General features: G+C 74.6%; 22 protein-coding genes. 12 read left to right on the forward strand and 10 right to left on the reverse strand.

Going from position 1 to position 21,154, the window contains the following annotated elements:
- The first annotated feature begins 32 nt into the window (after positions 1-32).
- Both AKI01S_RS26640 and AKI01S_RS26645 read left to right on the forward strand, forming a co-directional pair.
- Positions 33-764 (forward strand): RNA polymerase sigma factor, encoded by a 732-nt coding sequence (locus AKI01S_RS26640; protein WP_245681788.1) that lies wholly within the window; start codon positions 33-35, stop codon positions 762-764.
- Entirely contained in the window at positions 761-1,615 is an 855-nt protein-coding gene (locus tag AKI01S_RS26645; protein WP_084000287.1) for a methylated-DNA--[protein]-cysteine S-methyltransferase, read from the forward strand. The genes AKI01S_RS26640 and AKI01S_RS26645 overlap by 4 nt, the downstream gene beginning before the upstream one ends.
- A gap of 55 nt (positions 1,616-1,670) precedes the next feature.
- Here the strand turns inward: AKI01S_RS26645 and AKI01S_RS26650 are convergent, their stop codons facing one another.
- The 4 genes from AKI01S_RS26650 to AKI01S_RS26665 form a co-directional block, all read right to left on the reverse strand.
- Positions 1,671-2,294 (reverse strand): IMPACT family protein, encoded by a 624-nt coding sequence (locus AKI01S_RS26650; RefSeq protein WP_067823754.1) that lies wholly within the window; start codon positions 2,292-2,294, stop codon positions 1,671-1,673.
- Positions 2,295-2,803: 509 nt separating this feature from the next.
- Positions 2,804-3,067, reverse strand: coding sequence for a hypothetical protein (locus AKI01S_RS26655; protein WP_067823757.1), 264 nt, complete (start codon positions 3,065-3,067; stop codon positions 2,804-2,806).
- Positions 3,068-3,470: 403 nt separating this feature from the next.
- A complete protein-coding gene (locus AKI01S_RS26660; protein WP_245681789.1) occupies positions 3,471-4,316 on the reverse strand; it encodes a DUF3152 domain-containing protein in 846 nt (281 codons plus the stop codon).
- A 250-nt stretch (positions 4,317-4,566) separates the two neighbouring features.
- Positions 4,567-5,349 carry an HAD-IIA family hydrolase gene (locus AKI01S_RS26665; protein WP_067823832.1) on the reverse strand — a complete coding sequence of 261 codons (783 nt, stop codon included), beginning with the start codon at positions 5,347-5,349 and terminating at the stop codon, positions 4,567-4,569.
- A gap of 87 nt (positions 5,350-5,436) precedes the next feature.
- Here AKI01S_RS26665 and AKI01S_RS26670 point away from each other — a divergent pair, with 87 nt between their 5' ends.
- Positions 5,437-5,868, forward strand: a complete 432-nt coding sequence (locus tag AKI01S_RS26670) for a RidA family protein (RefSeq protein WP_245681790.1) — start codon at positions 5,437-5,439, stop codon at positions 5,866-5,868.
- A 77-nt stretch (positions 5,869-5,945) separates the two neighbouring features.
- On the opposite strand, the gene AKI01S_RS26675 is transcribed toward AKI01S_RS26670, so the two are convergent.
- The 3 genes from AKI01S_RS26675 to AKI01S_RS26685 form a co-directional block, all read right to left on the reverse strand.
- On the reverse strand, positions 5,946-6,521 hold the full coding sequence (locus tag AKI01S_RS26675) for a TerD family protein (RefSeq protein ID WP_067823760.1): 576 nt from the start codon (positions 6,519-6,521) through the stop codon (positions 5,946-5,948).
- A gap of 173 nt (positions 6,522-6,694) precedes the next feature.
- Positions 6,695-8,536, reverse strand: coding sequence for an acyl-CoA dehydrogenase (locus AKI01S_RS54350; RefSeq protein ID WP_281186145.1), 1,842 nt, complete (start codon positions 8,534-8,536; stop codon positions 6,695-6,697).
- An 86-nt stretch (positions 8,537-8,622) separates the two neighbouring features.
- Positions 8,623-9,729, reverse strand: coding sequence for an ACP S-malonyltransferase (locus AKI01S_RS26685; RefSeq protein ID WP_084000288.1), 1,107 nt, complete (start codon positions 9,727-9,729; stop codon positions 8,623-8,625).
- Between the two features lie 227 nt (positions 9,730-9,956).
- On the opposite strand from AKI01S_RS26685, the gene AKI01S_RS26690 reads away from it, so the two are divergent.
- Positions 9,957-11,105, forward strand: a complete 1,149-nt coding sequence (locus AKI01S_RS26690; protein WP_084000289.1) for a 3-oxoacyl-ACP synthase III family protein — start codon at positions 9,957-9,959, stop codon at positions 11,103-11,105.
- A gap of 34 nt (positions 11,106-11,139) precedes the next feature.
- Here AKI01S_RS26690 and AKI01S_RS26695 read toward each other — a convergent pair whose 3' ends face one another.
- Positions 11,140-11,700 (reverse strand): helix-turn-helix domain-containing protein, encoded by a 561-nt coding sequence (locus tag AKI01S_RS26695; RefSeq protein WP_067823766.1) that lies wholly within the window; start codon positions 11,698-11,700, stop codon positions 11,140-11,142.
- A gap of 78 nt (positions 11,701-11,778) precedes the next feature.
- Here AKI01S_RS26695 and AKI01S_RS26700 point away from each other — a divergent pair, with 78 nt between their 5' ends.
- The 6 genes from AKI01S_RS26700 to AKI01S_RS26725 all read left to right on the forward strand — a co-directional run bounded on the left by AKI01S_RS26700 (position 11,779) and on the right by AKI01S_RS26725 (position 17,010).
- Entirely contained in the window at positions 11,779-12,543 is a 765-nt protein-coding gene (locus AKI01S_RS26700) for an AzlC family ABC transporter permease (RefSeq protein ID WP_067823848.1), read from the forward strand.
- Positions 12,543-12,851, forward strand: coding sequence for an AzlD domain-containing protein (locus AKI01S_RS26705; RefSeq protein WP_067823769.1), 309 nt, complete (start codon positions 12,543-12,545; stop codon positions 12,849-12,851). Before AKI01S_RS26700 ends, AKI01S_RS26705 begins: the two co-directional genes overlap by 1 nt.
- A gap of 352 nt (positions 12,852-13,203) precedes the next feature.
- Positions 13,204-13,995, forward strand: coding sequence for an ABC transporter permease (locus tag AKI01S_RS26710; protein WP_245681791.1), 792 nt, complete (start codon positions 13,204-13,206; stop codon positions 13,993-13,995).
- Positions 13,996-14,008: 13 nt separating this feature from the next.
- The gene (locus AKI01S_RS26715) at positions 14,009-15,067 is read left to right on the forward strand and encodes a taurine ABC transporter substrate-binding protein (RefSeq protein WP_067823774.1); all 1,059 of its coding nucleotides are present in this window, start codon (positions 14,009-14,011) and stop codon (positions 15,065-15,067) included.
- Complete coding sequence (locus tag AKI01S_RS26720; RefSeq protein ID WP_067823777.1) at positions 15,051-15,878, forward strand: ABC transporter ATP-binding protein; 828 nt, start codon at positions 15,051-15,053, stop codon at positions 15,876-15,878. The genes AKI01S_RS26715 and AKI01S_RS26720 overlap by 17 nt, the downstream gene beginning before the upstream one ends.
- Positions 15,879-15,930: 52 nt before the next feature.
- The gene (locus AKI01S_RS26725; protein ID WP_067823780.1) at positions 15,931-17,010 is read left to right on the forward strand and encodes an LLM class flavin-dependent oxidoreductase; all 1,080 of its coding nucleotides are present in this window, start codon (positions 15,931-15,933) and stop codon (positions 17,008-17,010) included.
- Position 17,011: 1 nt separating this feature from the next.
- On the opposite strand, the gene AKI01S_RS26730 is transcribed toward AKI01S_RS26725, so the two are convergent.
- Positions 17,012-17,761, reverse strand: coding sequence for an SAM-dependent methyltransferase (locus AKI01S_RS26730; protein WP_067823783.1), 750 nt, complete (start codon positions 17,759-17,761; stop codon positions 17,012-17,014).
- A 165-nt stretch (positions 17,762-17,926) separates the two neighbouring features.
- Between AKI01S_RS26730 and AKI01S_RS50875 the strand changes: the two genes are divergently transcribed.
- A complete protein-coding gene (locus AKI01S_RS50875) occupies positions 17,927-18,616 on the forward strand; it encodes an SRPBCC family protein (protein WP_157420165.1) in 690 nt (229 codons plus the stop codon).
- Positions 18,617-18,720: 104 nt separating this feature from the next.
- A complete protein-coding gene (locus AKI01S_RS54355) occupies positions 18,721-20,394 on the forward strand; it encodes a glycoside hydrolase family 16 protein (RefSeq protein ID WP_067823786.1) in 1,674 nt (557 codons plus the stop codon).
- 16 nt (positions 20,395-20,410) lie between these two features.
- Here the strand turns inward: AKI01S_RS54355 and AKI01S_RS26745 are convergent, their stop codons facing one another.
- On the reverse strand, positions 20,411-21,148 hold the full coding sequence (locus tag AKI01S_RS26745; RefSeq protein ID WP_157420166.1) for a hypothetical protein: 738 nt from the start codon (positions 21,146-21,148) through the stop codon (positions 20,411-20,413).
- Positions 21,149-21,154 lie beyond the last annotated feature (6 nt).

Consider the following 21,154-nt stretch of genomic DNA (forward strand, 5'->3'; position numbering starts at 1 on the left):
ACCCCGCCTCCCCGCGCGGGGTTTCCGGAAAGGTGACGGCACCCACGACGGCACCCCACCCCACATCCGCCACCGACCCGGACAAGGAGAAGACCGGCGGACACGGCACCGAACAGGGCGGTGCGCAGGACCCCACCGCCCTGCGGGTCATCGCCGACCTGACCCTGGACGCCGACCTCGGCTTCGCCACCCTGTACGAGGCCTACCAGAACGCGGTGTACTCCACCGCCCTGCGCCTGAGCGGCCACCGCCAGGAAGCCGAGGACCTGGCCGCCGAGACGTTCCTGCGCGCCTACCGCGCCCTGTGCGGCTACGGCCCCGACCGCATCGCCGCCCTGCGCCCCCGCGCCTGGCTGCTGACCATCCTGACCAACCTGTGGCGCAACGGCCTGCGCACCGCCGCCCGCCGCCCCCGCACCACACCCCTCACCGGGCCCCGGGCCGACGACTCCCCCGACCCGACCGCCCACCAGATCCCCGACCCCTCCCCCGGCGTCGAGACCACCGTCACCCACCGCGAGACCGGCCGCGAACTGGCCGCCCTCCTGCAGCGCCTGCCCCCCGCCCAACGCGCCGCCGTCGTCCTGCGCCACGTCGGCGACCTGCCCATCCACGAGATCGCCACCGTGCTCGACCTGCCCGAGGGCACCGTCAAATCCCACATCTCCCGTGGCCTGACCCGGCTCCGCAAACTCCACACCACACCCGGCGCCGCCACATCCGGCACCACCGCACCCAGCACCACCCCGGGGGACCCACGATGACACCCACCCACGCCACACCCGACCCGACCGAGACCAACGCGCTGGCCGAGACCGCCGCCGCGCTGGGCGACCTGACCGCCGACGCCCCGCCCACCCTGCTGGACCGCATCGTCGCCCGCCGCATCACCATCCCCGCCCCCTTCCTGGCCGGGGCCGAACACCGCGCGCCAGGCGACCCGGACGCCGAGCCGGACCCGGCCGAGGACCTGACGCACCTGCAGATCGCCTTCACCGACCACGGCGTGGCCTACCTGCGTCCCGGAACCGACACCGCCGCCTTCACCGCCGACTTCCGCGCCCGCTTCGCCCGCCCCCTGCTGCCCGCCGACCGGCCCCCCGCCGGGCTGCTGCCCGCCCTGCGCGCCGGACGCCCCGGCGGCCTGCGCCTGGACCTGCGCGGCCTCAGCGACTTCGAGACCGCCGTGCTGCGCGCCGCCGCCACCATCCCCCGCGGCCAGACCCGCCCCTACGCCTGGATCGCCGCCCAGGCCGGACGCCCCAAGGCCGTGCGCGCCGTCGGCTCGGCCCTGGGCCGCAACCCCGTCCCGCTGCTGATCCCCTGCCACCGCGTCACCCGCTCCGACGGCAGCCCCGGCCAGTACATCTTCGGCGCCGACACCAAGATCCGCCTGCTGCGCGCCGAGAACGTCAACCTCGACGAGGTCACCGACCTGGCCCGCCACCGCGTCCACTTCCTGGCCTCCGACACCACCGGCGTGGTGTGCTACCCCACCTGCCACAACGCCCGGCGCATCACCCCGGCCCACCGGCACGGCTTCGCCACCCTGGCCGAGGCCCGCGCCGCCGGATACCGGCCCTGCCGCCACTGCCGCCCCGCCGTCCCCGCATGACCGGCAGCCCCACACGCGCCGGCCCCACGCACACCGGCACGGCACACGTCAGCGGTCAGGGGACGGGGACCTCCACATACCCGGGCGCGCCGCGCTCCACCTCGGCGCGCCCGGCCGTCACCTCGGCCACCCACGCCTCGAACCCCGCCAGCTCCGGCACCGGCACCGCCACGTCGGCCTCGACCCCGGCCCCGTAGCGCACCTCGCCCGGCTGGGCCCCGCGCCCGTGCAGGTCGCCCAGGAAACGCCCGGCCAGCCCGTGGTCGACCCGCACCGTCACCGTCACCACCGGCCGCAGCTCCACCACACCGACCGCCTCGACGGTCTCGGCGACCGCCTGCCCGTAGGCGCGCACCAGCCCGCCCGCGCCCAGCTTCACCCCGCCGAAGTACCGCGTCACCACCGCCGCGACGCCGGTCAGCTCCCGCCGGACCAGCACCTCCAGCATCGGGATGCCCGCCGTCCCGGCCGGTTCCCCGTCGTCGTTGCTCTTGGTGATCTCCCCGTGCTCGCCCACCACGTAGGCGGTGCAGTTGTGGGTGGCGTCCCGGTGCGCCCGCCGGTGCGCCGCCAGGAACCCCACCGCCTCGGCCTCGGTGCCGACCCGGGCCAGCGTGCACACGAAACGGGACTTGCGGATCTCCAGCTCGTGGGAGCCCGACTGCTTGATCATTCGCATGACCAGTACGAGTGTACGGCCCGCCGCCCGAGCCCGCCCGACCGGGCCGAACGCCACCGGACGTGGTACCGGCACCAGGGCACGGCAGCGAATCCGAATCGGCCACGGCCACACCGGGTGCCATCAACGGACGTGTCATCAGCCGCAAACGAGGGCCCGCCGCTGATCAGAGGCACGCTGCTGGTGCCCAGCCTGACCGGTACGGCCGCTCTCTCAAAGACCTCATCACCAGGGTCGCCGAGCTGCGCACCCGCGAGTTCGGATTCCGCTCCCCGCGCGAAAACCTCGGCACCACCACCCCCGGCGGCCGCGCGGGACGAGGGCTGGGGGCTTCGTCGGATCGGTGAGCATGTGGGCTGGACCCCCATGTGGGGCTGTCGCATGAGCAGGTCCGGCGGATGTTGGCGGATGCGCCCTCTGCGGGATTCACCGACCACCGCCCCGTGATGAGCACCGTCACCACCGAACCCCACGTACCTGGGGGTTTCTCGCCCCCATCACGCTGAGCGTCAGCCGCCTGGGTCGTCGTCGCCGTCGCCTAGGCCGAATTCGACCCCGCCTCTGCTGTCGGCCTCCCGAGTCGAAGATCCGAACATCAGCTGGAGCAGGCCCCCGAGGGCGCCGAGGCCGAGGAAGAAGTAGATGACTCCGCCCCAGACGCGTTCGACGGTGTCGCCCGCGTTCTCGTGACCAGTAATGATCATCCATTCCGCCCGGACGACCAAGCCCAGGAAGCCGAGGACGATGATGACGCCGATCAGCTCGCCGACCACGGCCCCATGGTCCGGCCGCCCTCCGCGTCTGCCCATTCCGACCGTCCAGATACGAGCGGTGATCGGTCCTACGATGCGCCCACCGTGCCGATGATCCCCCACCCGACAAGATCATCATAGTCCCGGTTTCGGCCAGGACACGGGCGCAGCCACCGCCAGAGGTTCCCCCATCCCGCTTGACCCGCTCGGCCCAGTCCGGCACTTCGCCGACCCAAACCGCCGCCGCACGCAGACCGCCCCGGCCAGCCCATCTGCGATGGACTGGCCGGGGCGGCGGCTTGACCGCCGAGCTCGTTCCGGGAGCCATGCGCCCACCCACGCGGATGGGTTCGCAGAGCGGCTCCAAGGGCGACGGCGGCCCCGTTCGGTCTTGAGGGTCTGGCCTTGGGGGTCCGGCCTTGGGTCAGCCCTTGGGGAACGGCCAGGGGTTGGGTCGGCACCCGTACAGCGACTTGGTCTGCTGCACCATCACCGGGGCCCGCTTTCCCGGGCCCGGGCAGTTCTGGTGCCCGTGGCCCAGCAGGTGGCCGACCTCGTGGTTGATCACGTATTCGCGGTAGGTCGCCAGGTCCCGCCCGTAGGAGGCCGCGCCCTGGCCCCACCGCCGCGCGTTGATCACCGCGCGGCCGTTCTGCCCGCACGACAGCTGCCCGCCGGTCCGCAGCGGCAGGCACAGCCGGTCGGTCATCGCCGGGCTGGTCAACGCCACCCGGAACCGCACCGGCCCGCCCGCCACCCGCACGAACCGCATCCGCCCGCCCCGCCCCCAGCTGCGCCGGTCGTTGAGCACCCGGTGGACCTGCGCGGCGAACTCCTCGCCCCGGAACGGCAGCCCCCGCTCCACCTCCACCGCGTACCGCACCACGGCCCCCCTGGACCCGGCGGGCGCCGGGGCGGTGCCCGGCACCACCGCGTACCGGCCGCGGCCCGACACCGGCACCGCCACCCGCGGCGGCTGGCGCCGCCCGTTGACGACCGGCCCGCGCGGCGAGGACGGCGTGGGCGGCGCGGTCCGCACCACCGTGCGGCCGCCCGTGCCCCCCGACGTCGACGACGGCGGCGCCGGGTCGGGCCGTTTCTCACCGGCGCTGCCATGGTCGCCCAGGACCATCACCGCGACGCCCCCGCCGCCCGCCACCAGCACCACGGCCCCGGCCGCCGCCAGCCACACCCCCCGGCCGCGGCGCGAGCGCCGCGGGCGTGCGGGAGCCAGGGGTTCCTTGAGGTTGTGCACCGCTGCTCCGGTCACGTCAGGCGCCGCACGGGGCCGAGCACATCGGCGCGCCGGCAGCGACGGACGGACCCGGGCGCACGCCCGCCCCCGACGAGGCCGCGCACCCCGGCGTCCTGTGGCCGTGCCCCCGCCACGTCCCGCCGCTACCCGATCAGCAAACCCGGAGATCCTAACGCGCCCCGTGCGTCACACACGCATCAACGGTCACTTCGGGCGGGTCCGGGACAGGTATGGCGCGTTCCACGGCCAAGCGTCGCCGGCGGGTTCAGCCGATCATGGGGATGACGTCGGCGATCGAGTTCACCACGTGGGAGGGCCGGAACGGGAACCGCTCCACCTCCTCCTTGCGGGTCACGCCGCTGAGCACCAGGATCGTCTCCAGTCCGGCCTCCACGCCCGCCACCACGTCGGTGTCCATCCGGTCACCGATCATCGCGGTGGACTCCGAGTGCCCGCCGACCGCGTTCAGGGCACTGCGCATCATCAGCGGGTTGGGCTTGCCGACGAAGTAGGGCTCCACCCCGGTCGCCTTGGTGATCATCGCGGCGACCGCGCCGGTCGCCGGCAGCGACCCCTCCAGCGACGGCCCGATCGGGTCGGGGTTGGTGGCGATGAACCGCGCCCCGTTCTCGATCAGCCGGACCGCCTTGGTGATCTGCGAGAAGCTGTAGGTGCGGGTCTCGCCCAGCACCACATAGTCCGGCTCCAGATCGGTCAGCACGTACCCGGCCTCGTGCAGCGCCGTGGTCAGTCCCGCCTCGCCGATCACATACGCCGATCCCTCGGGCCGCTGGTCGGCCAGGAACCGCGCGGTCGCCAGCGCCGAGGTCCAGATCGCCTCCGGCGGCACCCGCAGCCCCAGCGTCGCCAGCCGCGCCGACAGGTCCCGCCGGGTGTAGATCGAGTTGTTGGTCAGGATGAGGAACGGCCGTCCCGACTCCGCCAACCGCCGCACGAACTCGTCCGCGCCGGGGATCGCCTGCCCCTCGTGCACCAGCACCCCGTCCATGTCCGACAGCCACGACTCGATCGGCTTGCGTTCGCTCATGTGCGCCATTGTCGCAGCATCCACCCCCACCGACGGCCGTCGACCCGCCCTACCGCCCGCAGCGTGGCCAGCGCTAACGTGGCCCCCGTGAGTGATCATCTGCGTAACGGAACCGACATCCGCCAGATCGACCCGCCGGACCTGGCCGCCGGCCCCGGCTACAGCCACGCGGTGTCGGTCGACGTCCCCGGTCGTCTGGTCGTCATCAGCGGCCAGGTCCCGGTGGACGCCGACGGCACCCTGGTCGGCGAGGGCGACCTGCGCGCCCAGCTCGACCAGATCTTCACCAACCTGTCGGCCGCCCTCAAGGCGGCGGACGCCACCTGGCACCACGTGGTCAGGCTCGGGTTCTTCCTGCGCGACATCGGTCAGGTCGCGATCCTGCGGGAGGTGCGCGACCGCCACCTGCCCGCGGGCGTCACCCCCGCCAGCACCCTGGTGGAGGTGTCGGGTCTGGTCAACGACGCCTTCCTCGCCGAGATCGAGGCCTGGGCCGTCGTCCCCCGCGACGACGGCTAGCGAGAACCCGACACGGCGTCAGGACGGCAAAAGGCCCCGGCGGTCACCGCCGGGGCCCTACGCCGTCACGCGTCGGGTCAGACGTTCACCCCGAAGTCGGCGGCGATGCCGGACAGGCCGGAGGCGTAGCCCTGGCCGACCGCGCGGAACTTCCACTCCGGGCCGTTCCGGTACAGCTCACCGAACACCATGGCGGTCTCGGTGGAGGCGTCCTCCGACAGGTCGTAACGGGCGATCTCCCCGTTGCCGGCCTGGTTGACCACCCGGATGAAGGCGTTGCGGACCTGGCCGAAGTTCTGGCCGCGACCGTCGGCGTCGTAGATCGACACCGGGAAAACGATCTTGGTGACCTCGGCGGGAACGCCCTGCAGGTTCACCTTGATCTGCTCGTCGTCACCCTCGCCCTCACCGGTGAGGTTGTCACCGGTGTGCTCCACCGAGCCGTCGGGGCTCTTGAGGTTGTTGAAGAACACGAAGTGCTGGTCCGACAGCACCCTGTTGTCGGCCCCCACCAGCAGCGCGCTGGCGTCCAGGTCGAAGTCGGTGCCGGTGGTGGTGCGCACGTCCCAGCCCAGACCCACCACGACCGCGGTCAGTCCGGGAGCCTCCTTGGTCAGAGAGACGTTGCCGCCCTTGCTCAGACTGACTCCCACTGTCCTACCTCCGTATCGGCTCCGCGCGGACGCCTGCCGCCCACACGGTCTGTAACGAGAACGGTAGTCACTTCGCGCCGGTTCCCCCACCCGATCCGGTGACTTCCGCACGGCGTGTCATACGGAACATGTCATACCGGGCATGTCATGGCGGGCATGTCATAGCGGACGCCTCACTCCCCGGCGACCCACGCCGCCGGGGCGCCGAACGCCTCGGGCAGGTCGAACGCCGCCACCAGCTCCGCCGCGTGCGGAGCCAGCGCGTCGCACACCCGCCGGCGCGCCCGCCACACCCGGTCCAGCAGCCCCGCACCGGCCACGCCCTCGTTGAGCAGGACGTCGGCGCGGCGCTCCATCCACTCCAGCGCGTGCAGGCCCGCCAGCGTCCGCAGCACCGCCGGGCCCTCGCCCAGCGCCTCGGCCAGGATCGTCAGCATCATCCGGTCGCCCAGCGCCGTGGCCGTCCGCGACGCCAGCGCCAGGTTGTCGTTCCAGGCGGTGAACGGCTCGGCGCCGCCCGCCCGCGCCGTCGCCACCCGCTCGGCCAGCCGCTCCCGCAGCCGCCGCTCGACCGCCCCGGCCATCGCCAGCCACATCCGCGGCTCCACCAGCTCCTCGTCGGGGAAGTCGCCCTGTGGCACCGCGACCTCGGGCGGCATCCGGTAGTGGTCCAGGTCCGCCATCGCCCGCGCGGTGTCGAACAGCACCAGCGCGTTGTCGCCGCCCGCGCTCAGGTAGGCGTGCGCCAGCCCCCGGTAGGCGTTGAGCCGGTCGGTGGCGGCGAACCCCGGCGCGCCGCTGTGCACCCGGCACCGCGCCACCGTCTCCTGCGCCAGCGCCGTCGCCGCCGCCTTCAGCAACGCCAGGTCCCGGTCCACCGCCGACCACGGCGCCCACGCCGTCCCCGTGCCCGCGCCGCTTTCCTCGCTCTCGCCGCCCGCGGGCGCGGCGGGACGGTGGCCCTTGACGTGGGAGGCCACCACCGTCAGCGCGTACGCCGCCGCCACCGCCCCCAGCACCGCCTCCTGCTGGTTGCGGTAGTCGGTCAGCGGACGGCGGGGTGCCAGCCGCCCCAGCGTCGTCCGGCCCGCCGAGTGCGCCCACAGCGTCCCCGCCGCCGCCCGCGTGATCGCCGCCGACGCCGACACCACCGCCCGCCACACCGGCGGCGCGATCCCCATCGACCGCGTCAGACGCTGCGCCGCCCCGCCCGCCGGATCACGCAGCACCCCGTCGGCGTCGATGGAGGCCCCGTCGCGCAACCACGCCTCGTAGGGCACCCGCAGCCCCTCCAGCCGCACCGCCGCGTAGTCCACCGGCAGGCCCGAGGAGTCGGGAGCCTCCGTGATCCGCACGCCCGGCGGCACGTTCCCCTCGGCGTCGCGCAGCCGCGCCACGAACACGAACACCCCGCGCTCGGCCCCGTCGTGCTCCAGCGTGGCGTACACCGCGGCGGTCTTGGCGACGGCCGGGTGCGCGGTGTTGGTGGGGAACTTCGCCGCCGCCGCGTCCGGGCTGATCAGCACGAACTCACCGGTCGCGGCGTCGAAGCGGGCCAGGGTGCGCGGCGACAGATGGCTGTTGCTGCGGCCCACCTCGGTCATCAGCAGCGTCCCGAACGCCGCCATCGACTCCAGCTCCGCGCGCTCGGCGCGCGGCCCGGCCCGCTCGTCCCCGAACGCCAGGATCGGCCCCAGCGCCAGCGTGTAGTGCAGCAGCATCACGTGGAACAACGCCGGATCGGCGATCGCCGCGCGCTCCAGCAGCGCGCACAGCACCCCCGGATCCTCCAGCAGCTCCGGCGCGGCGGGCGCGGCCCGGCCCGCCCGCGCCAGCCGCCGGTAGGTCAGCTCCTGCCGCTCGCGCGGGGTCAGCCCGTCGGGCAGGACGCAGAACTCCTCGGGGACCGCCTCGGCCAGCCAGGCCGCGACCTTGGGCTCCAGCGCCGGACCGTGCACCAGCCGGCGCAGGCGGTCGGTGTCAACGCGCATCTCGGCGTGCGCCTCGGCGTCCATGGGATGCTCCCGTCAGTCTCGGGGGGTCGCGGTCGTCAACAAAACCCTCAACGGGCCGCCGCCGGGCACGCCGCGCGACGCGCCCCTCAGGAGGGGACGTCGGAGGACTCCTCGTCGGGCGCCGTCACCTCCGGCGAGGCCTTGCTCACCTCCGGCGAGGCCTTGCCGACCTCGGATGCGGCGTCCCGTCCGGCGAGCGGGGGCGGCGCGGCCGTCGCCCCGCCGGGCGGAGCGGTCCGCCGCCGGTCCCGCAGCGGCGTCACCGTCGCCACGTCCCGCACCGTCATCCGCGCGCACTGGCACAACGCGCCGCCCGCGCCGCCCTCGACGAACACCGTCGCGCCCGCCCGGTGCACCGCGCGCAGCGTCGCCGGCAACCGCACCGGCTTGACGATGCAGTCGGCCAGCGCCCGGTGCAGGTCGTCGTCGTCGCCATAGGCGCGGCCCCGCACCGGCGAGTGCACCGCCACCTCCAGCGGCCGCTGCCGCATCGGGCGGATCATCGCGTACCACTCGTCGTCGGCCCCGGCCATCGCCGGATGGTGCGACAGGTAGGGCACCGCCAGCCGCGCCGCGCGCACCCCCGACTCCCGCGCCACCGCCAGCACCCGGTCCAGCTCGGCGTCCGGGCCGCTGACCACCGTCGCCGACGGCGCGTTCAGGCACGCCACCACCACCCGGCCCGCGCCCGCCCCCTCGGCCTCGGCGCGCGCGATGCACTTGAGGGTGGCCGCCTCGTCGGCCTCCAGCAGCCCCATGCCGCCGCCCCCGCCGCGCCGCGCCAGCACCCCCACCAGGTCGGCCGCCATGCGCGCGCCGTCGGTGACCGAAAACGCCCCGGCGCACACCAGCGCCGCGATCTCCCCGAAGCTCTGCCCGACCGCGAACCGCGGCATCACCCCCGCCGCCCGCAACACCCGGTCCACCGCCACCGAGGCGGTGTAGGCCGCCAGCTGCGCCACCCCCGGCAGCCGCGCCGCCTCCCGGTAGGCGTCGGGGTCCTCCAGCAGGATCCGCCGCAGCGAGGGCCACCGCTCCCGCGGCAGCGCCTCCTGCACCGCGTCCACCACGTCACCGACCACCCGCGCCGGTCCCGGCCCCCGCGCCGCCAACGTCACCAGGTCCGGCGCGCCCGCCGACCCGGTGCCCGGGAACAGCAGCGCGCACACCGCATCGGGCCTGAGCCGTCCCATCCAGTCAGCCGACGACGACACGCGGACACCCCTTACCTCAACGGAAGACCCACGTCTCCGAAGGGATAAACGCCGTTTGGTCTGTAGTTATGGAACAAAAGTTACAAACTGGGATTATTCACTCATGAGATCGGTCTGACAACCATCAGTGGTCCCGTCCCGGGGGACCCGGCGGACCGATCGGCCACACAGGGTCCGGTCACCAGCGGCCGGACCGGGGAGCGCCCATGAACCAACGTCCGGACGCCCGCCGCCCGCGGTCCGAGCGGCCCGTCACTCCTCCGCAGCCGTCCTACCCCCGGCCACCCCGCACCGAACCGACCGGTCCGCAACCGGCCGCCGCACCCCCGGCCCCTCCCGCGCCCGCCCAGCGCTGGGCGATCCGCGGCACCGGCGCGTTCCTGCCCGAACGCCGCGTCCCCAGCAGCGAGCTGTCGGAGTCCCTGGGCCTGCCCGCCGACTGGATCGAGGAACGCACCGGCATCCGCACCCGCCATGTCGCGGGCGACGCACAGGCCGCCTCCGACCTGGCCGCCGTCGCCGCGCGCCGCGCCCTGGAGGCCGCCGGACTGCGCCCTGCCGACCTCGGCCTGATCGTGCTGGGCACCTCGACCCCCGACGAACTCGGCCCCTCCACCGCCTGCCGCGTGCAGGCGCTGCTCGGCGCGACCGGCGCCGCCGCGTTCGACGTCGCCGCCGCGTGCAGCGGCTTCGTCTACGGCCTCCAGGCCGCCGTCGGCTGGCTGGCCACCCAGCGCGGCGCCGCGCCCTACGCGCTGGTGATCGGCGTGGAGGTCTACTCCCGCTTCCTCAACCACCGCGACCGCGCCACCGCCGCGCTGTTCGGCGACGGCGCGGCCGCCGCCGTCGTCGGGCCCGTCCCGGCCCCCTACGGCGTGCTGTCGCTGACCCTGGGCTCCGACGGCACCCGCGCCGGCGACGTGCTGATCCCCGCGGGCGGCAGCCGCCTGCCCGCCACCCCCGACACCCTGGCCACAGCCGGCCACACCATCCACATGGACGGCCGCGCCGTCCGCGAGTTCATCACCGCCACCCTGCCCCGCCTGGTCGACGAGGGCTGCCAGGCGGGCGGGGTCAAGCCCGCCGACCTGGCCCTGGTGGTCCCGCACCAGCCCAACCCCAAACTGGTCGCGGCCCTGGCCGACCGCTGCGGCCTGGACCCCGACCAGCTGGTGATCGCCGGAAGCGACGTCGGCAACATCGGCGCCGCCAGCCTCCCCTACGCCCTGGACCGGGCCGTGCGCACCCGCGGCATCGCCCCCGGCGAACTGGTGCTGCTGGCCGGGTTCGGAGCGGGCATGACCTGGGGCCACGCCCTGATCAGCTGGCCACCCGGAAGCGAGGCGCCCCGCTGATCACCCGAGGAAGACCCGGCGGCACCTGGCCGCCCTACACGTGCTCCATCACCAGCATCGCGCTGGTGTCGGGCTCCAACGCCTCGAACACGTGCCGGGCGTCGCCCGGATAGGCCACGTAGTCGCCGGGCCCCATCTCCACCGGGTCGTCGGCCGGGCCCACCAGCGCCCGCCCGGCGGCCAGCACCACGTGCTCCAGCGTGCCGGGGATGTGCGGCTCCGACACCCGCGGCGGCCCCGGCCACGCCACGATCCGGTACAGGTCGCGCCGTGCCCCCGGCGGGCAGGACGCCAGCAGCGTCGCGGCGTACCCGGCCTGCTCGGCGTGGGTGACCGGGCCCTCACCGGCCCGCACCACCCGCACCGTGGGACGCGGCGGGTCCACCAGGCGGCTGAACGTCACCCCCAGCGCGGTCGCCAGCGCCCACAGCACCTCCACGCTCGGGTTGCCGGAGCCCGACTCCAGCTTCGACAGCGTCGACTTGGCGACCCCCGCGCGCTTGGCCAGCTCGGTCAGCGACAGCCCCGCGCGCTCGCGTTCCCGCCGCAGCGCCATCGCGATCAGCGTGCCCAGCTCCTCCGGCCCCGGTCCCATGCACCGCTCCCGTGTTCGTTCTGCGCTATCAGCCGTTCGATTTGACGAACAACGCCTCTGGGGTTCACTGTAATGGACATGCGTTCACTCTGGCGAACACTGGATCGCGGCACGCTCCGCGACATCGCCCTGGTCTGCCTGGCCGATGCCCTGGTCGGCGCCTCCTTCGGCGCGATCGCCGTCGCCGGGGGACTGCCCCTCTGGGTGCCGATCGTCATGTCCCTGCTGGTGTTCGCGGGCGGCTCGCAGTTCGCCGCCGTCGGCGTGGTGCTGGCCGGGGGCGGCGCGCTCGCCGCCGTCGCCGCCGGGCTCATCCTCAACGCCCGCCTGCTGGTGTTCGGCTTCGCCGTCGCCGACGTGCTGGACCACGGCACCCCGCGCCGCCGCCGCTGGGCCCGCCTGCTCGGCGCGCACCTGGTGACCGACGAGTCCGTCGCCTTCACCCTGCGCCACCGCGACCCGCACCGCCGCCGCGCCGCGTTCTGGATCAGCGCCGTGGGACTGTTCGTGGTCTGGAACCTGGCGGTCCTGGTCGGGGCCCTGGCCGGCCGCGTCATCGGCGACACCGACGCCCTCGGCCTGGACGCCGCCTTCCCCGCCGTGCTGCTGGCCCTGGTGCTGCCCGCCCTCACCGGCCCGGGCCGGGGACGGCTGCGCGCCGCCGCCCTGACCGGCGCGCTGGTCGCCGTGGCCGCCACCCCGCTGCTGCCCGCCGGACTGCCGGTCCTGCTCGCCCTGGCCGGCCTGGTGTTCACCCTGCGCCGCCCCGCCCCCGGCGACGGTTCTGCTACCGAACCCGCCTCCGAGTCCGACATCCAGTCCGCCCCGCAGGAGGTCCGCTGATGCCCGTCCTGGCCATCGTCGCCCTGGCCGCCGGAACCTACGCCCTGCGCCTGGCCGGCCCCCTGTTCCAGGGCCGGCTGCGCCTGCCCGAACGCCTGCGGGACCTGCTCACCGACGCCGCCACCGTCCTGCTGGTCACCCTGGCCGCCACCGCCGCCCTCACCCAGGGCGACGGCCCGGCGGGCTGGGCACGCCCCGCCGGGGTGCTGGTCGCCGCCGTCCTGGTGCTGCGCCGCGCCCCGTTCCCCGTCGTCGTGATCGCCGCCGCCGCGACCTGCGCCCTGCTGCGCCTGTGCGGTCTGTCCTGACCCTCCCGCTCTGACCGCCCGCTCTGACCGCCCGCTCTGACCGCCCGCTCTGACCGCCCGCTCTGACCGCCCGCTCTGACCGCCCGCTCTGACCGCCCGCCCGCCGGGACGGCCGCCCACCCCTGGAGGCCGTCCCGGCGGATGCCGTCGAGCCACCCGGCGGGATGGCGCGGGCCATGACGTTCCCCTCCCGGCGCCCGGCCCGCCACGCTCGTCCCGCAACGGGTCCAGGCCCTTGCCCGCCGATCCATCGGGAGCCGGTCGGCGGGGCCCGCCTTTGCGTGAAGACGATCAGCGCATTACAGTCTTTTCCTATCTGACAGGTATGCTTAATGGGAAAGGGGTCGCCGCCGTGGTCCGTGCCCTCGCCCTGCGGACGGCGCTGCCCGTGGCGGGCGTGCTGGTCCTGCTCGCCCTCTGGTGGGCGGTGGCCGCCAGCCGCCTCTGGCCCCCGGTGTTCGTCCCCTCCCCCGGAGCCGTCTGGCACCAGCTGATCGCCACCTCCACCGTCCACGACGGGCAGCGCGGCTACGCCGGGCACCTGCTGCACGAGCACCTGGCCGCCAGCCTGCGCCGCATCCTGCTGGGCAGCCTGTACGGGATCACCGGCGGCGTCGCGCTCGGCCTGCTGATCGGCCTGGTGCCCACCGTCCGCGCCCTGCTGAGCCCGCTGGTCACGTTCGTGCGCACGCTGCCGCCGCTGGCCTACTTCAGCCTGCTGATCATCTGGTTCGGCATCGACGAGCTCCCCAAGACCACGCTGCTGCTGATCGCCGCGCTGCCGCCGGTCGCGGTCGCCACCGCCGAGGCCGTGCGCGGCGTCCACGCCGACTACCTCAACGCCGCCCGCTCCCTGGGCGCCCGCGGCTGGCAGATCCCGCTGCGCATCGTGCTGCCCTCGGCGCTGCCGGAGGTCATGACGGGCGTGCGGGTCGCCGTCGGCGTCGCCTACACCACCGTCGTGGCCGCCGAGACCGTCAACGGCGTGCCCGGCATCGGCGGCATGATCCGCGACGCCCAGCGCTACAACCAGACCGACTTGGTCGTGCTGGGCCTGCTGGTCATCGGCGTCTCCGGACTGCTCATCGACGCCGCCCTGCAACTGGCCGAACGCCGCCTGGCCCCCTGGCGCGGCCGCACCTGAGAGGAACACCCCCGTGAGACACCGCCTCCTGCCCGCCCTCGCCGCCCTGGCGGCCGCCGCGACCCTGACCCTGTCCGGCTGCGCCTCGGGCACCGGCGCCGGCGCCGCCCAGGCCGACGCCCCGCCCAACCCCGACGGCACCCCCAGGACGCTGCGCATCGGCTACCAGGCCATCCCCAACGGCGACCTGATCGTCAAGGACCTGCGGTGGCTGGAGCAGGCCCTGCCCCACACCCGCGTCACCTGGTCGCGGTTCGAGTCCGGCGGCGACGTCAACACCGCCATGGTCGCCGGGAGCATCGACATCGGCCTGGCCGGGTCCAGCCCCGTGACCCGCGGCCTGTCGGCACCGCTGAACATCCGCTACAGGATCCCCTGGATCTTCGACGTGATCGGCGAGAACGAGGCCCTGGTCGCCCGCACCGCCACCACCGTCGGGGCGCTGAAGGGCAGGAAGATCGCCACCTCGTTCTCCTCCACCGCCCACTACAGCCTGCTGGCCGCCCTCGGCGAGGCGGGCCTGACCGAGGGCGACGTCACCCTGGTCGACCTGGAGCCCCCGGACATCCAGGCCGCCTGGACCCGCGGCGACATCGACGCCGCCTACACCTGGACCCCCGTCCTCGGCGAACTGCGCAAGACCGGAAAGACCCTGGTCACCAGTAAGCAGCTCGCCGCCAAGGGCAAGGTCACCGCCGACCTGGCCGTGGTGCGCACCGCGTTCGCCGACAAGTACCCCAAGGCCCTGCGCGCCTGGCTCACCCAGCAGGACCGCGCCGTCAAACTCGTGCGCTCGGACAGGAACGCCGCGGCCGCCGCCGTCGGCCGCCAGCTCAACCTGCCGCCCGCCGAGGCCGCCCGCCAGATCGGCCAGCTCGTCCTGCTCGACGCCGGGCAGCAGGCGGGCCCCGACTACCTGGGCACCCCCGGCAAACCCGGCAGGCTCGCCGACGACCTGCACAACGCCGCCCGCTTCCTGCACGGGCAGAAGAAGATCCCGTCGGTGCCGGACCTGACCGTCTTCCAGCAGGGCCTGGCCACCAAGGAGCTGCACGATGCCTTCCCCGGCTGAGCCCGCACCGCCCGAACTGACCGCGCCGACCGAACCAGCCGCACCGGCCTCGCACGACGCCGCCGTCGCCCTGCGCGAGGTCTCCCTGTCCTACGGCCGCCGCCGTACCCGCACCCAGGCCCTCGACGGCATCGACGCCGAGATCCCACCGGGCGCGTTCGTCACCGTCGTCGGCCCCTCCGGCTGCGGCAAGTCCACCCTGCTGCGCCTGGTCGCCGGGTTCCTCACCCCCACCGGCGGCGCCGTCGAGGTCACGGGACGGCCCGTCACCGGCCCCGGACCCGACCGCGGCGTGGTCTTCCAGCAACCGCGCCTGTTCCCCTGGCTGAGCGTGCGCGGCAACGTCGAGTTCGGCCTGCGCGCCACCGGCGTCCCCCGGGACCGCCGCCGCGAACGCGCCGCCGAGCTGCTGAATGCCGTCGGCCTCACCGACGCCGCCGACCACCGTCCCCACGAACTGTCCGGCGGCATGCAGCAACGCGCCGCCATCGCCCGGGCCCTGGCGCCCGGCCCGGCGATCCTGCTGATGGACGAGCCGTTCGCCGCCCTGGACGCCCTCACCCGCGAACGCCTCCAGGAAGAGATCCGCCGCATCTGGCAGACCACCGGCACCACCGTGCTGTTCGTCACCCACAGCGTCGACGAGGCCGTGTACCTGGGCACCCGCGTGCTGGTGCTCAGCCGCCGCCCCGGCCGCCTGCTGCTGGACCACCCCTCCGACCTGCCCCACGCCCCCGACCCCCGCACCGACCCCGCCCACCCGGCCCTGCGCGAGACGATCGCCGCCGCCGTCCGCCGGGCCGCCGCCTGACCCACCAGCCTGACCCACCAGCCCGAGTCACCGGCAGAAAAGACCCGCCTCCATGCGCTTCCACTGGTTCCTGCCCACCACCGGCGACGGCCACCAGGTCCGCACCGCCATCACCACCACCGACGCCCGCCGCGCCGCCGACCGCCCCGCCACCGTCGGCTACCTCACCCAGGTCGCCCGCGCCGCCGAGGACTCCGGCTTCCAGGCCGCCCTCACCCCCGTCGGCGCCGGCTGCCCCGACCCCTGGATCGTGTGCGGCGCGGTCGCCCAGCACACCGAGCGCCTGAAACTGCTGGTGGCGTTCCGGCCCGGCTTCGCGCTGCCCACCCTGCTCGCCCAGCAGGCCCAGGCGTTCCAGGACGTCACCGGCGGACGCCTGCTGCTCAACGTCGTCACCGGCGGCGACCCCGTCGAACAGCGCGCCTACGGCGACTTCCTCGACCACGACGCCCGCTACGCCCGCACCGACGAGTTCCTGCACGTGCTGCGCCGCACCTGGAGCGGCGTCCCGTTCGACCACCACGGCGACCACTACCGCCTCGAGGGCGGCGGCCTGGCCACCCCGCTGGAGCAGATCCCCGACCTGTACTTCGGCGGCGCGTCCCCGGCCGCCGAACGCGTCGCCGCCCGCCACGCCGACGTGGCGCTGATGTGGGGCGAACCTCCGGCCGCCATCGCCGAGCGCGTCGCCCGCCTGCGCGCCCTGGCCGCCCGGCACGGCCGCCCCCTGCGCTTCGGCATCCGCCTGCACGTCATCACCCGCGACACCGGCGAGCAGGCGTGGGCGGAGGCCGAACGGCTGCTCAAGGGGATGGACCCCGCCCGCATCGCCGCCGCCCAGCAGCGCTTCGCCCGCTTCGACTCGGTCGGCCAGCGCCGCATGGTCGACCTGCACGGCGGCTCCCTCCGCGACCTGGAGATCCACCCCGGTCTGTGGGCGGGCGCGGGCCTGGTCCGCGAGGGCGCCGGGACCGCCCTGGTCGGCTCCCACGACGAGGTCGCCGACCTCATCCGCCAGTACGCCGCCGTGGGCATGGAGGAGTTCATCCTGTCCGGTTGGCCCCACCTGGAGGAGGCCTACCGCGTCGGCGAACAGGTCCTGCCGCGCCTGACCCCCGTTCCGGTCACCTGACTCAGGCGGGCTCACCGCGCAGCACGAACACGCCCCACCCCAGGTAACGGCGTCCATAAGCCAGATGGGAACGCCGCGCCCGGTCGGCGAACGCCCGCATCTCCCCGGCGCGCGGATCCCCGGGATGGGCCTTCAACCACTGGTGGACCGTCCACCACTGCGAGGCCACATACCGGTCCCAGTCGCCGGTGTCGGCGAGCACCATCTCCACCAGCTCGACCCCGGCCGCCTCGAACCGGTCCAGCGTGCCCGCCAGGTCGGCGAACTCGTCGGGCTTGCAACCCAGCGCCGCATACGCCGCGGGCGGCGGCGTCTCGTTCCAGAACACCTCGCCCACCAGCAGCAACCCGCCGGGGGCCAGCGCGGGACGCATCACCTCCAGCGTCCCGGCCAGGCCCCCGCCGATCCAGGTCGCGCCGATGCAGCAGACCACGTCGAACGCCCCAGGCTCGGCCCGGTAGGCCCCGGCGTCCCCGTGCACGAAACGCACCCGTTCGGCCACCCGCAACTCCTCGGCGCGGGCACGGGCGTCCGACAGGAACACCTCGCTGAGATCCACCCCGACGCCGTGCGCGCCGCGCTCGGCCGCCCAGCGGCACAGCATCTCGCCCTTGCCGCACGCCAGGTCCAGGATCCGCGCCCCCGGCGCGATCCGCGCGACCTCGCCCAGCAGTCGCAGCTTGTCGTCGGTGAACGGGTTGAGAACGCGGTGCTCGGACTCGGCGATCTCGTGCTGCCACAGGGTGGACACCTGTCACGACTCCTCACGGGACGGGAAACGACCGCCCGCCATCATGGAGGGGAGGCCCGGCGCCCGCCAGCCGTTTTCCGTTCGTGGTCGTTTCCCGTTGACGATCGCCGGCCCTCTTTGGACGATGACGATCCAAGGGGCCTCCCGCGCAGGAAGGCGACGACCATGTCCCCACAACCTGACCAGCGGCCCGAGCGGCGGGCCGAGCAGCCGCCCGAGCAGCGGCCCTTCGCCGTCAAGACCCTCATCGCCGCGCCCCGCGCCGAGGTCTGGCGGGCGCTCACCGATCCGGCGCTCATCCGCCACTGGTTCGGCTGGGACCACCCGGGCCTGGAACGGGAGATCCACCTCATCTTCACCGAACGGGCCACCCGCACCCCGCCCGACCGCATCGCCTGGGAGGACGGCCGGCTCCTGGAGCTGGAGCCGCGCCCGACCGGCACCCTGGTCCGGGTGCGCACCCGGCAGCGGCCCACCGGCGGCGACGACGCCCACCACGCCGTCCGCGAGGACTGGCGCTCCTTCCTCCAGCAACTGCGCTTCCTGCTGGAATGCCATCCCACCGGCTCTCGCCGCACGCTGCGCCTGACCGGCTCGGCCGCGCCGGGCGACGTGCTGGACCTGGTCGACGCCGTCGACGTCCGCCACCGCAGCCGCTTCCAGAGCGTGTTCGTCGACACCGACGACGACCTGGTCGTGGTGTCGGCCGACCGTCCGCTCACCGACTCCGGCCCCGCCGACTGCGCCGTCACCGTCAGCGTCCACGACCTCGACCCGGCCGCGTTCGCCCAGGTGCGCGACCGGTGGACGCACCGCTGGCAGGCCGTCGCCAAGGACCCCGCCGTCACCGGCTGACCCCGCGTCCCATCACCGTCCGGGCGAAAGGCTCGCCCGCCTCCGCGAAACGCGTCAGAATGCGCGCAGCCCTCGCTTCCCGCACGCGCAGTCGGGAGACGCGCATGAGACCACGCCTCACCGCAGGGATCGCCTCGGTCGCCCTCGCCGCGGCCGCCGCCGGAACGGCCACCGGCCTCGTCCTCACCCCCGGCCCCGGCGACGCGGCCCCGCGCCCCACCGCCACCCCGCCACGTGCCCCGACCGCCACGCCCTCGCCCGGCGGCACGCCCGCACGCGCCACCCGCCACCTGGCCCTCAACCTGCCCGCCGCCGACCACGCCAAGGCCGCGGCCCTCGGCTACGACCTGTTCGACCTGGCCCCCGACGCCAAGGCCCTGGACACCCTCCCCAAGGGAGCCCAGGCGCTGCTGTGGACCGGCGGCACCCCGTGCGAACCCTCCGCCGACGCCACCCGCGACTTCACCGCCACCGTCAAGCGGTTCGCCCGGCACCCGCGCGTCTACGGCTGGTACCTGGCCGACGAACCCGACCCCAAGCGCTGCCCCGGCATCACCGCCCGGATCCGCGAACGCGCCGCGATCGTCCACCGCCACGCCCCCGGACACCGCGCGTTCGCCTCCCTCACCGACTGGAACGCCGCCCCGCCGCGCGCCGCCGACACCGGCCTGGACCTGATCGGCCTGGACCCCTACCCGTGCCGTACCACCGCCGGGAGATGCGACCTGGAGGTCATCGACCGCATGGTCGGCCAGGCCGCCAGGGCCGGATTCGCCCGCGAGAAGATCGTCCCCGTCTACCAGACCTTCGGCCAGCAGTGCGTCACCGGCGCCGGCACCGGGGGCCGGGCCTGGCGGCTGCCCACCGCCGCCCAGCTCCAGGCCATCCTGGACCGCTGGAGGAACCTGGTCCCCGCCCCCGCCTTCGACGTCAGCTACTCCTGGAGCCGCCAGCCCCGCTGGGCCTGCCCCTCCCTGGCCGACGCCGACGGCACCGACGGCCACCCCGACCTCCAGGCCGTCATGAAACGCCACAACACCCGCGACAACACCCGCCACGACACCGGTGACAGCACCCCCGCCCCGCGCCGCCCGCCCGGCAAACCGCCCGCCCCCGCCGGATGGGGAGCCCCCGTCGTCACCGAGGACTTCGACGGCACCCGCCCAGACCCCGCCAAATGGGTCGTCTACGACACCCCCGACGCCCGCGTGAACCCCCGCACCGACGACGCCACCCGCGTCGCCGACGGCACGCTCCGCCTCACCGGCGCCCTGTACGGCGGCAAGGACCTGTCCGGCGGCGTCGCCTCCCGCCTCAACCAGCGCTACGGCCGCTGGGAGGTCCGCATGCGCGCCGACCCCGGCAAGGGCTACTCGGCCGTGGCGCTGCTGTGGCCCGAACGCTTCGGCGACCCCGAGAAGGCCGAGATCAACTTCGCCGAGGTCATCGACCCCACCCGCAGGACCACCGGCCTGTTCGTCCACCAGGGCCCCGACGGCGACGAGACCGGCCGCACCGTCCGCGCCGACTTCACCCGATGGCGCACCGTCGCCCTGGACTGGAAGCCCGGCAGCCTCACCTACTGGATCGACGGCCGCAAGGTGTGGCACTACACCGGCCGCCTGCTGCCCCAGCACCCGCGCACCCGCATGGGCCTGGCCCTGCAGATGGACCAAATTTGCGACCGCGGCCCCCGCTTCTGCCGCGACCGCACCACCCCGGCCAAGGTCACCATGGAGGTCGACTGGGTCCGCATCTACCGGCTGCCCGAGACCTGACCCCCGCCACGCCCCTTCAGCACAGCAGCAGGCCGCGGCCCTCGTCGGCGGCCCGCTGCGCCCAGTCCAGGAACTCCGCCAGCCAGTCGCAGCCCACCGCCTCGGCCAGCTCCTGTTCCAACGGCGCGGGAAGGAGCACCCGCACCTTCTGCCCGCCCGGCACCCGCCGGTTCCACTCCCGCACCATCGCCACGAACGGCGTCCGGTCCTCACCTGGCCCATCCGAAGGGACCGCGCCCCAACGCGGAGCGGCCGGCACCCCCGGCGGCGTCGCCGCCAGGATCCGTTCGCGCAGCTCGACCAGCTCCGGGCGCCGCGCCCAGTTGTTGGTGCGCTCCCCGGCCGCCTCCGCCAGCTCCCGCAGCCGCGCCCACGCCCGCGCCGTCTCCCGCGCCGCGCGGTGGTCGTGCCAGGCCCGCAGGAACTCCCGGTGCCCGCCCGCCGCGACCTCCTCGCGATGCCGACGCCACCGCCGCACCCGCACCGCCAGCTCGTCGGGCAGGTGACTGCGGTGGTCCGCCGACCGCCACTCCGGGGGAAACGCCTGGTTGAGCACCAGCACCTGCACCCGGTAGGCGTCCCGCCCGCACGCCTCCACCAGGTCGTCCAGCTCGGGCGCGCCCCGCGGAGCCACCGGCACCGGCAGATGACCGAACTCCTCCGGATCCACCGCCCCGCGCTCCCGGTACCAGGCTGCCTGCGCCGCGACCGCCGCCTCCAGTGCCGCCCGGTCCACGCCCGGACGCGGGCGCATCCACAC

It is taken from the genome of Actinomadura kijaniata NBRC 14229, assembly GCF_001552175.1.
Taxonomy (GTDB): Bacteria; Actinomycetota; Actinomycetes; order Streptosporangiales; family Streptosporangiaceae; genus Spirillospora; species Spirillospora kijaniata.

What these genes read in the sequence shown, in the direction of transcription:
- AKI01S_RS26720 (WP_067823777.1), top strand. Translation starts at nt 15,051, where the DNA reads ATGCCTTCCCCGGCTGAGCCCGCACCGCCCGAACTGACCGCGCCGACC.
- AKI01S_RS26665 (WP_067823832.1), bottom strand. Translation starts at nt 5,349, where the DNA reads ATGAGCGAACGCAAGCCGATCGAGTCGTGGCTGTCGGACATGGACGGG.
- AKI01S_RS54355 (WP_067823786.1), top strand. Translation starts at nt 18,721, where the DNA reads ATGAGACCACGCCTCACCGCAGGGATCGCCTCGGTCGCCCTCGCCGCG.
- AKI01S_RS26685 (WP_084000288.1), bottom strand. Translation starts at nt 9,729, where the DNA reads ATGGGACGGCTCAGGCCCGATGCGGTGTGCGCGCTGCTGTTCCCGGGC.
- AKI01S_RS26650 (WP_067823754.1), bottom strand. Translation starts at nt 2,294, where the DNA reads ATGCGAATGATCAAGCAGTCGGGCTCCCACGAGCTGGAGATCCGCAAG.
- AKI01S_RS26725 (WP_067823780.1), top strand. Translation starts at nt 15,931, where the DNA reads ATGCGCTTCCACTGGTTCCTGCCCACCACCGGCGACGGCCACCAGGTC.
- AKI01S_RS26700 (WP_067823848.1), top strand. Translation starts at nt 11,779, where the DNA reads ATGCGTTCACTCTGGCGAACACTGGATCGCGGCACGCTCCGCGACATC.
- AKI01S_RS26645 (WP_084000287.1), top strand. Translation starts at nt 761, where the DNA reads ATGACACCCACCCACGCCACACCCGACCCGACCGAGACCAACGCGCTG.
- AKI01S_RS50875 (WP_157420165.1), top strand. Translation starts at nt 17,927, where the DNA reads ATGTCCCCACAACCTGACCAGCGGCCCGAGCGGCGGGCCGAGCAGCCG.
- AKI01S_RS26690 (WP_084000289.1), top strand. Translation starts at nt 9,957, where the DNA reads ATGAACCAACGTCCGGACGCCCGCCGCCCGCGGTCCGAGCGGCCCGTC.
- AKI01S_RS54350 (WP_281186145.1), bottom strand. Translation starts at nt 8,536, where the DNA reads ATGGACGCCGAGGCGCACGCCGAGATGCGCGTTGACACCGACCGCCTG.
- AKI01S_RS26705 (WP_067823769.1), top strand. Translation starts at nt 12,543, where the DNA reads ATGCCCGTCCTGGCCATCGTCGCCCTGGCCGCCGGAACCTACGCCCTG.
- AKI01S_RS26695 (WP_067823766.1), bottom strand. Translation starts at nt 11,700, where the DNA reads ATGGGACCGGGGCCGGAGGAGCTGGGCACGCTGATCGCGATGGCGCTG.
- AKI01S_RS26745 (WP_157420166.1), bottom strand. Translation starts at nt 21,148, where the DNA reads ATGCGCCCGCGTCCGGGCGTGGACCGGGCGGCACTGGAGGCGGCGGTC.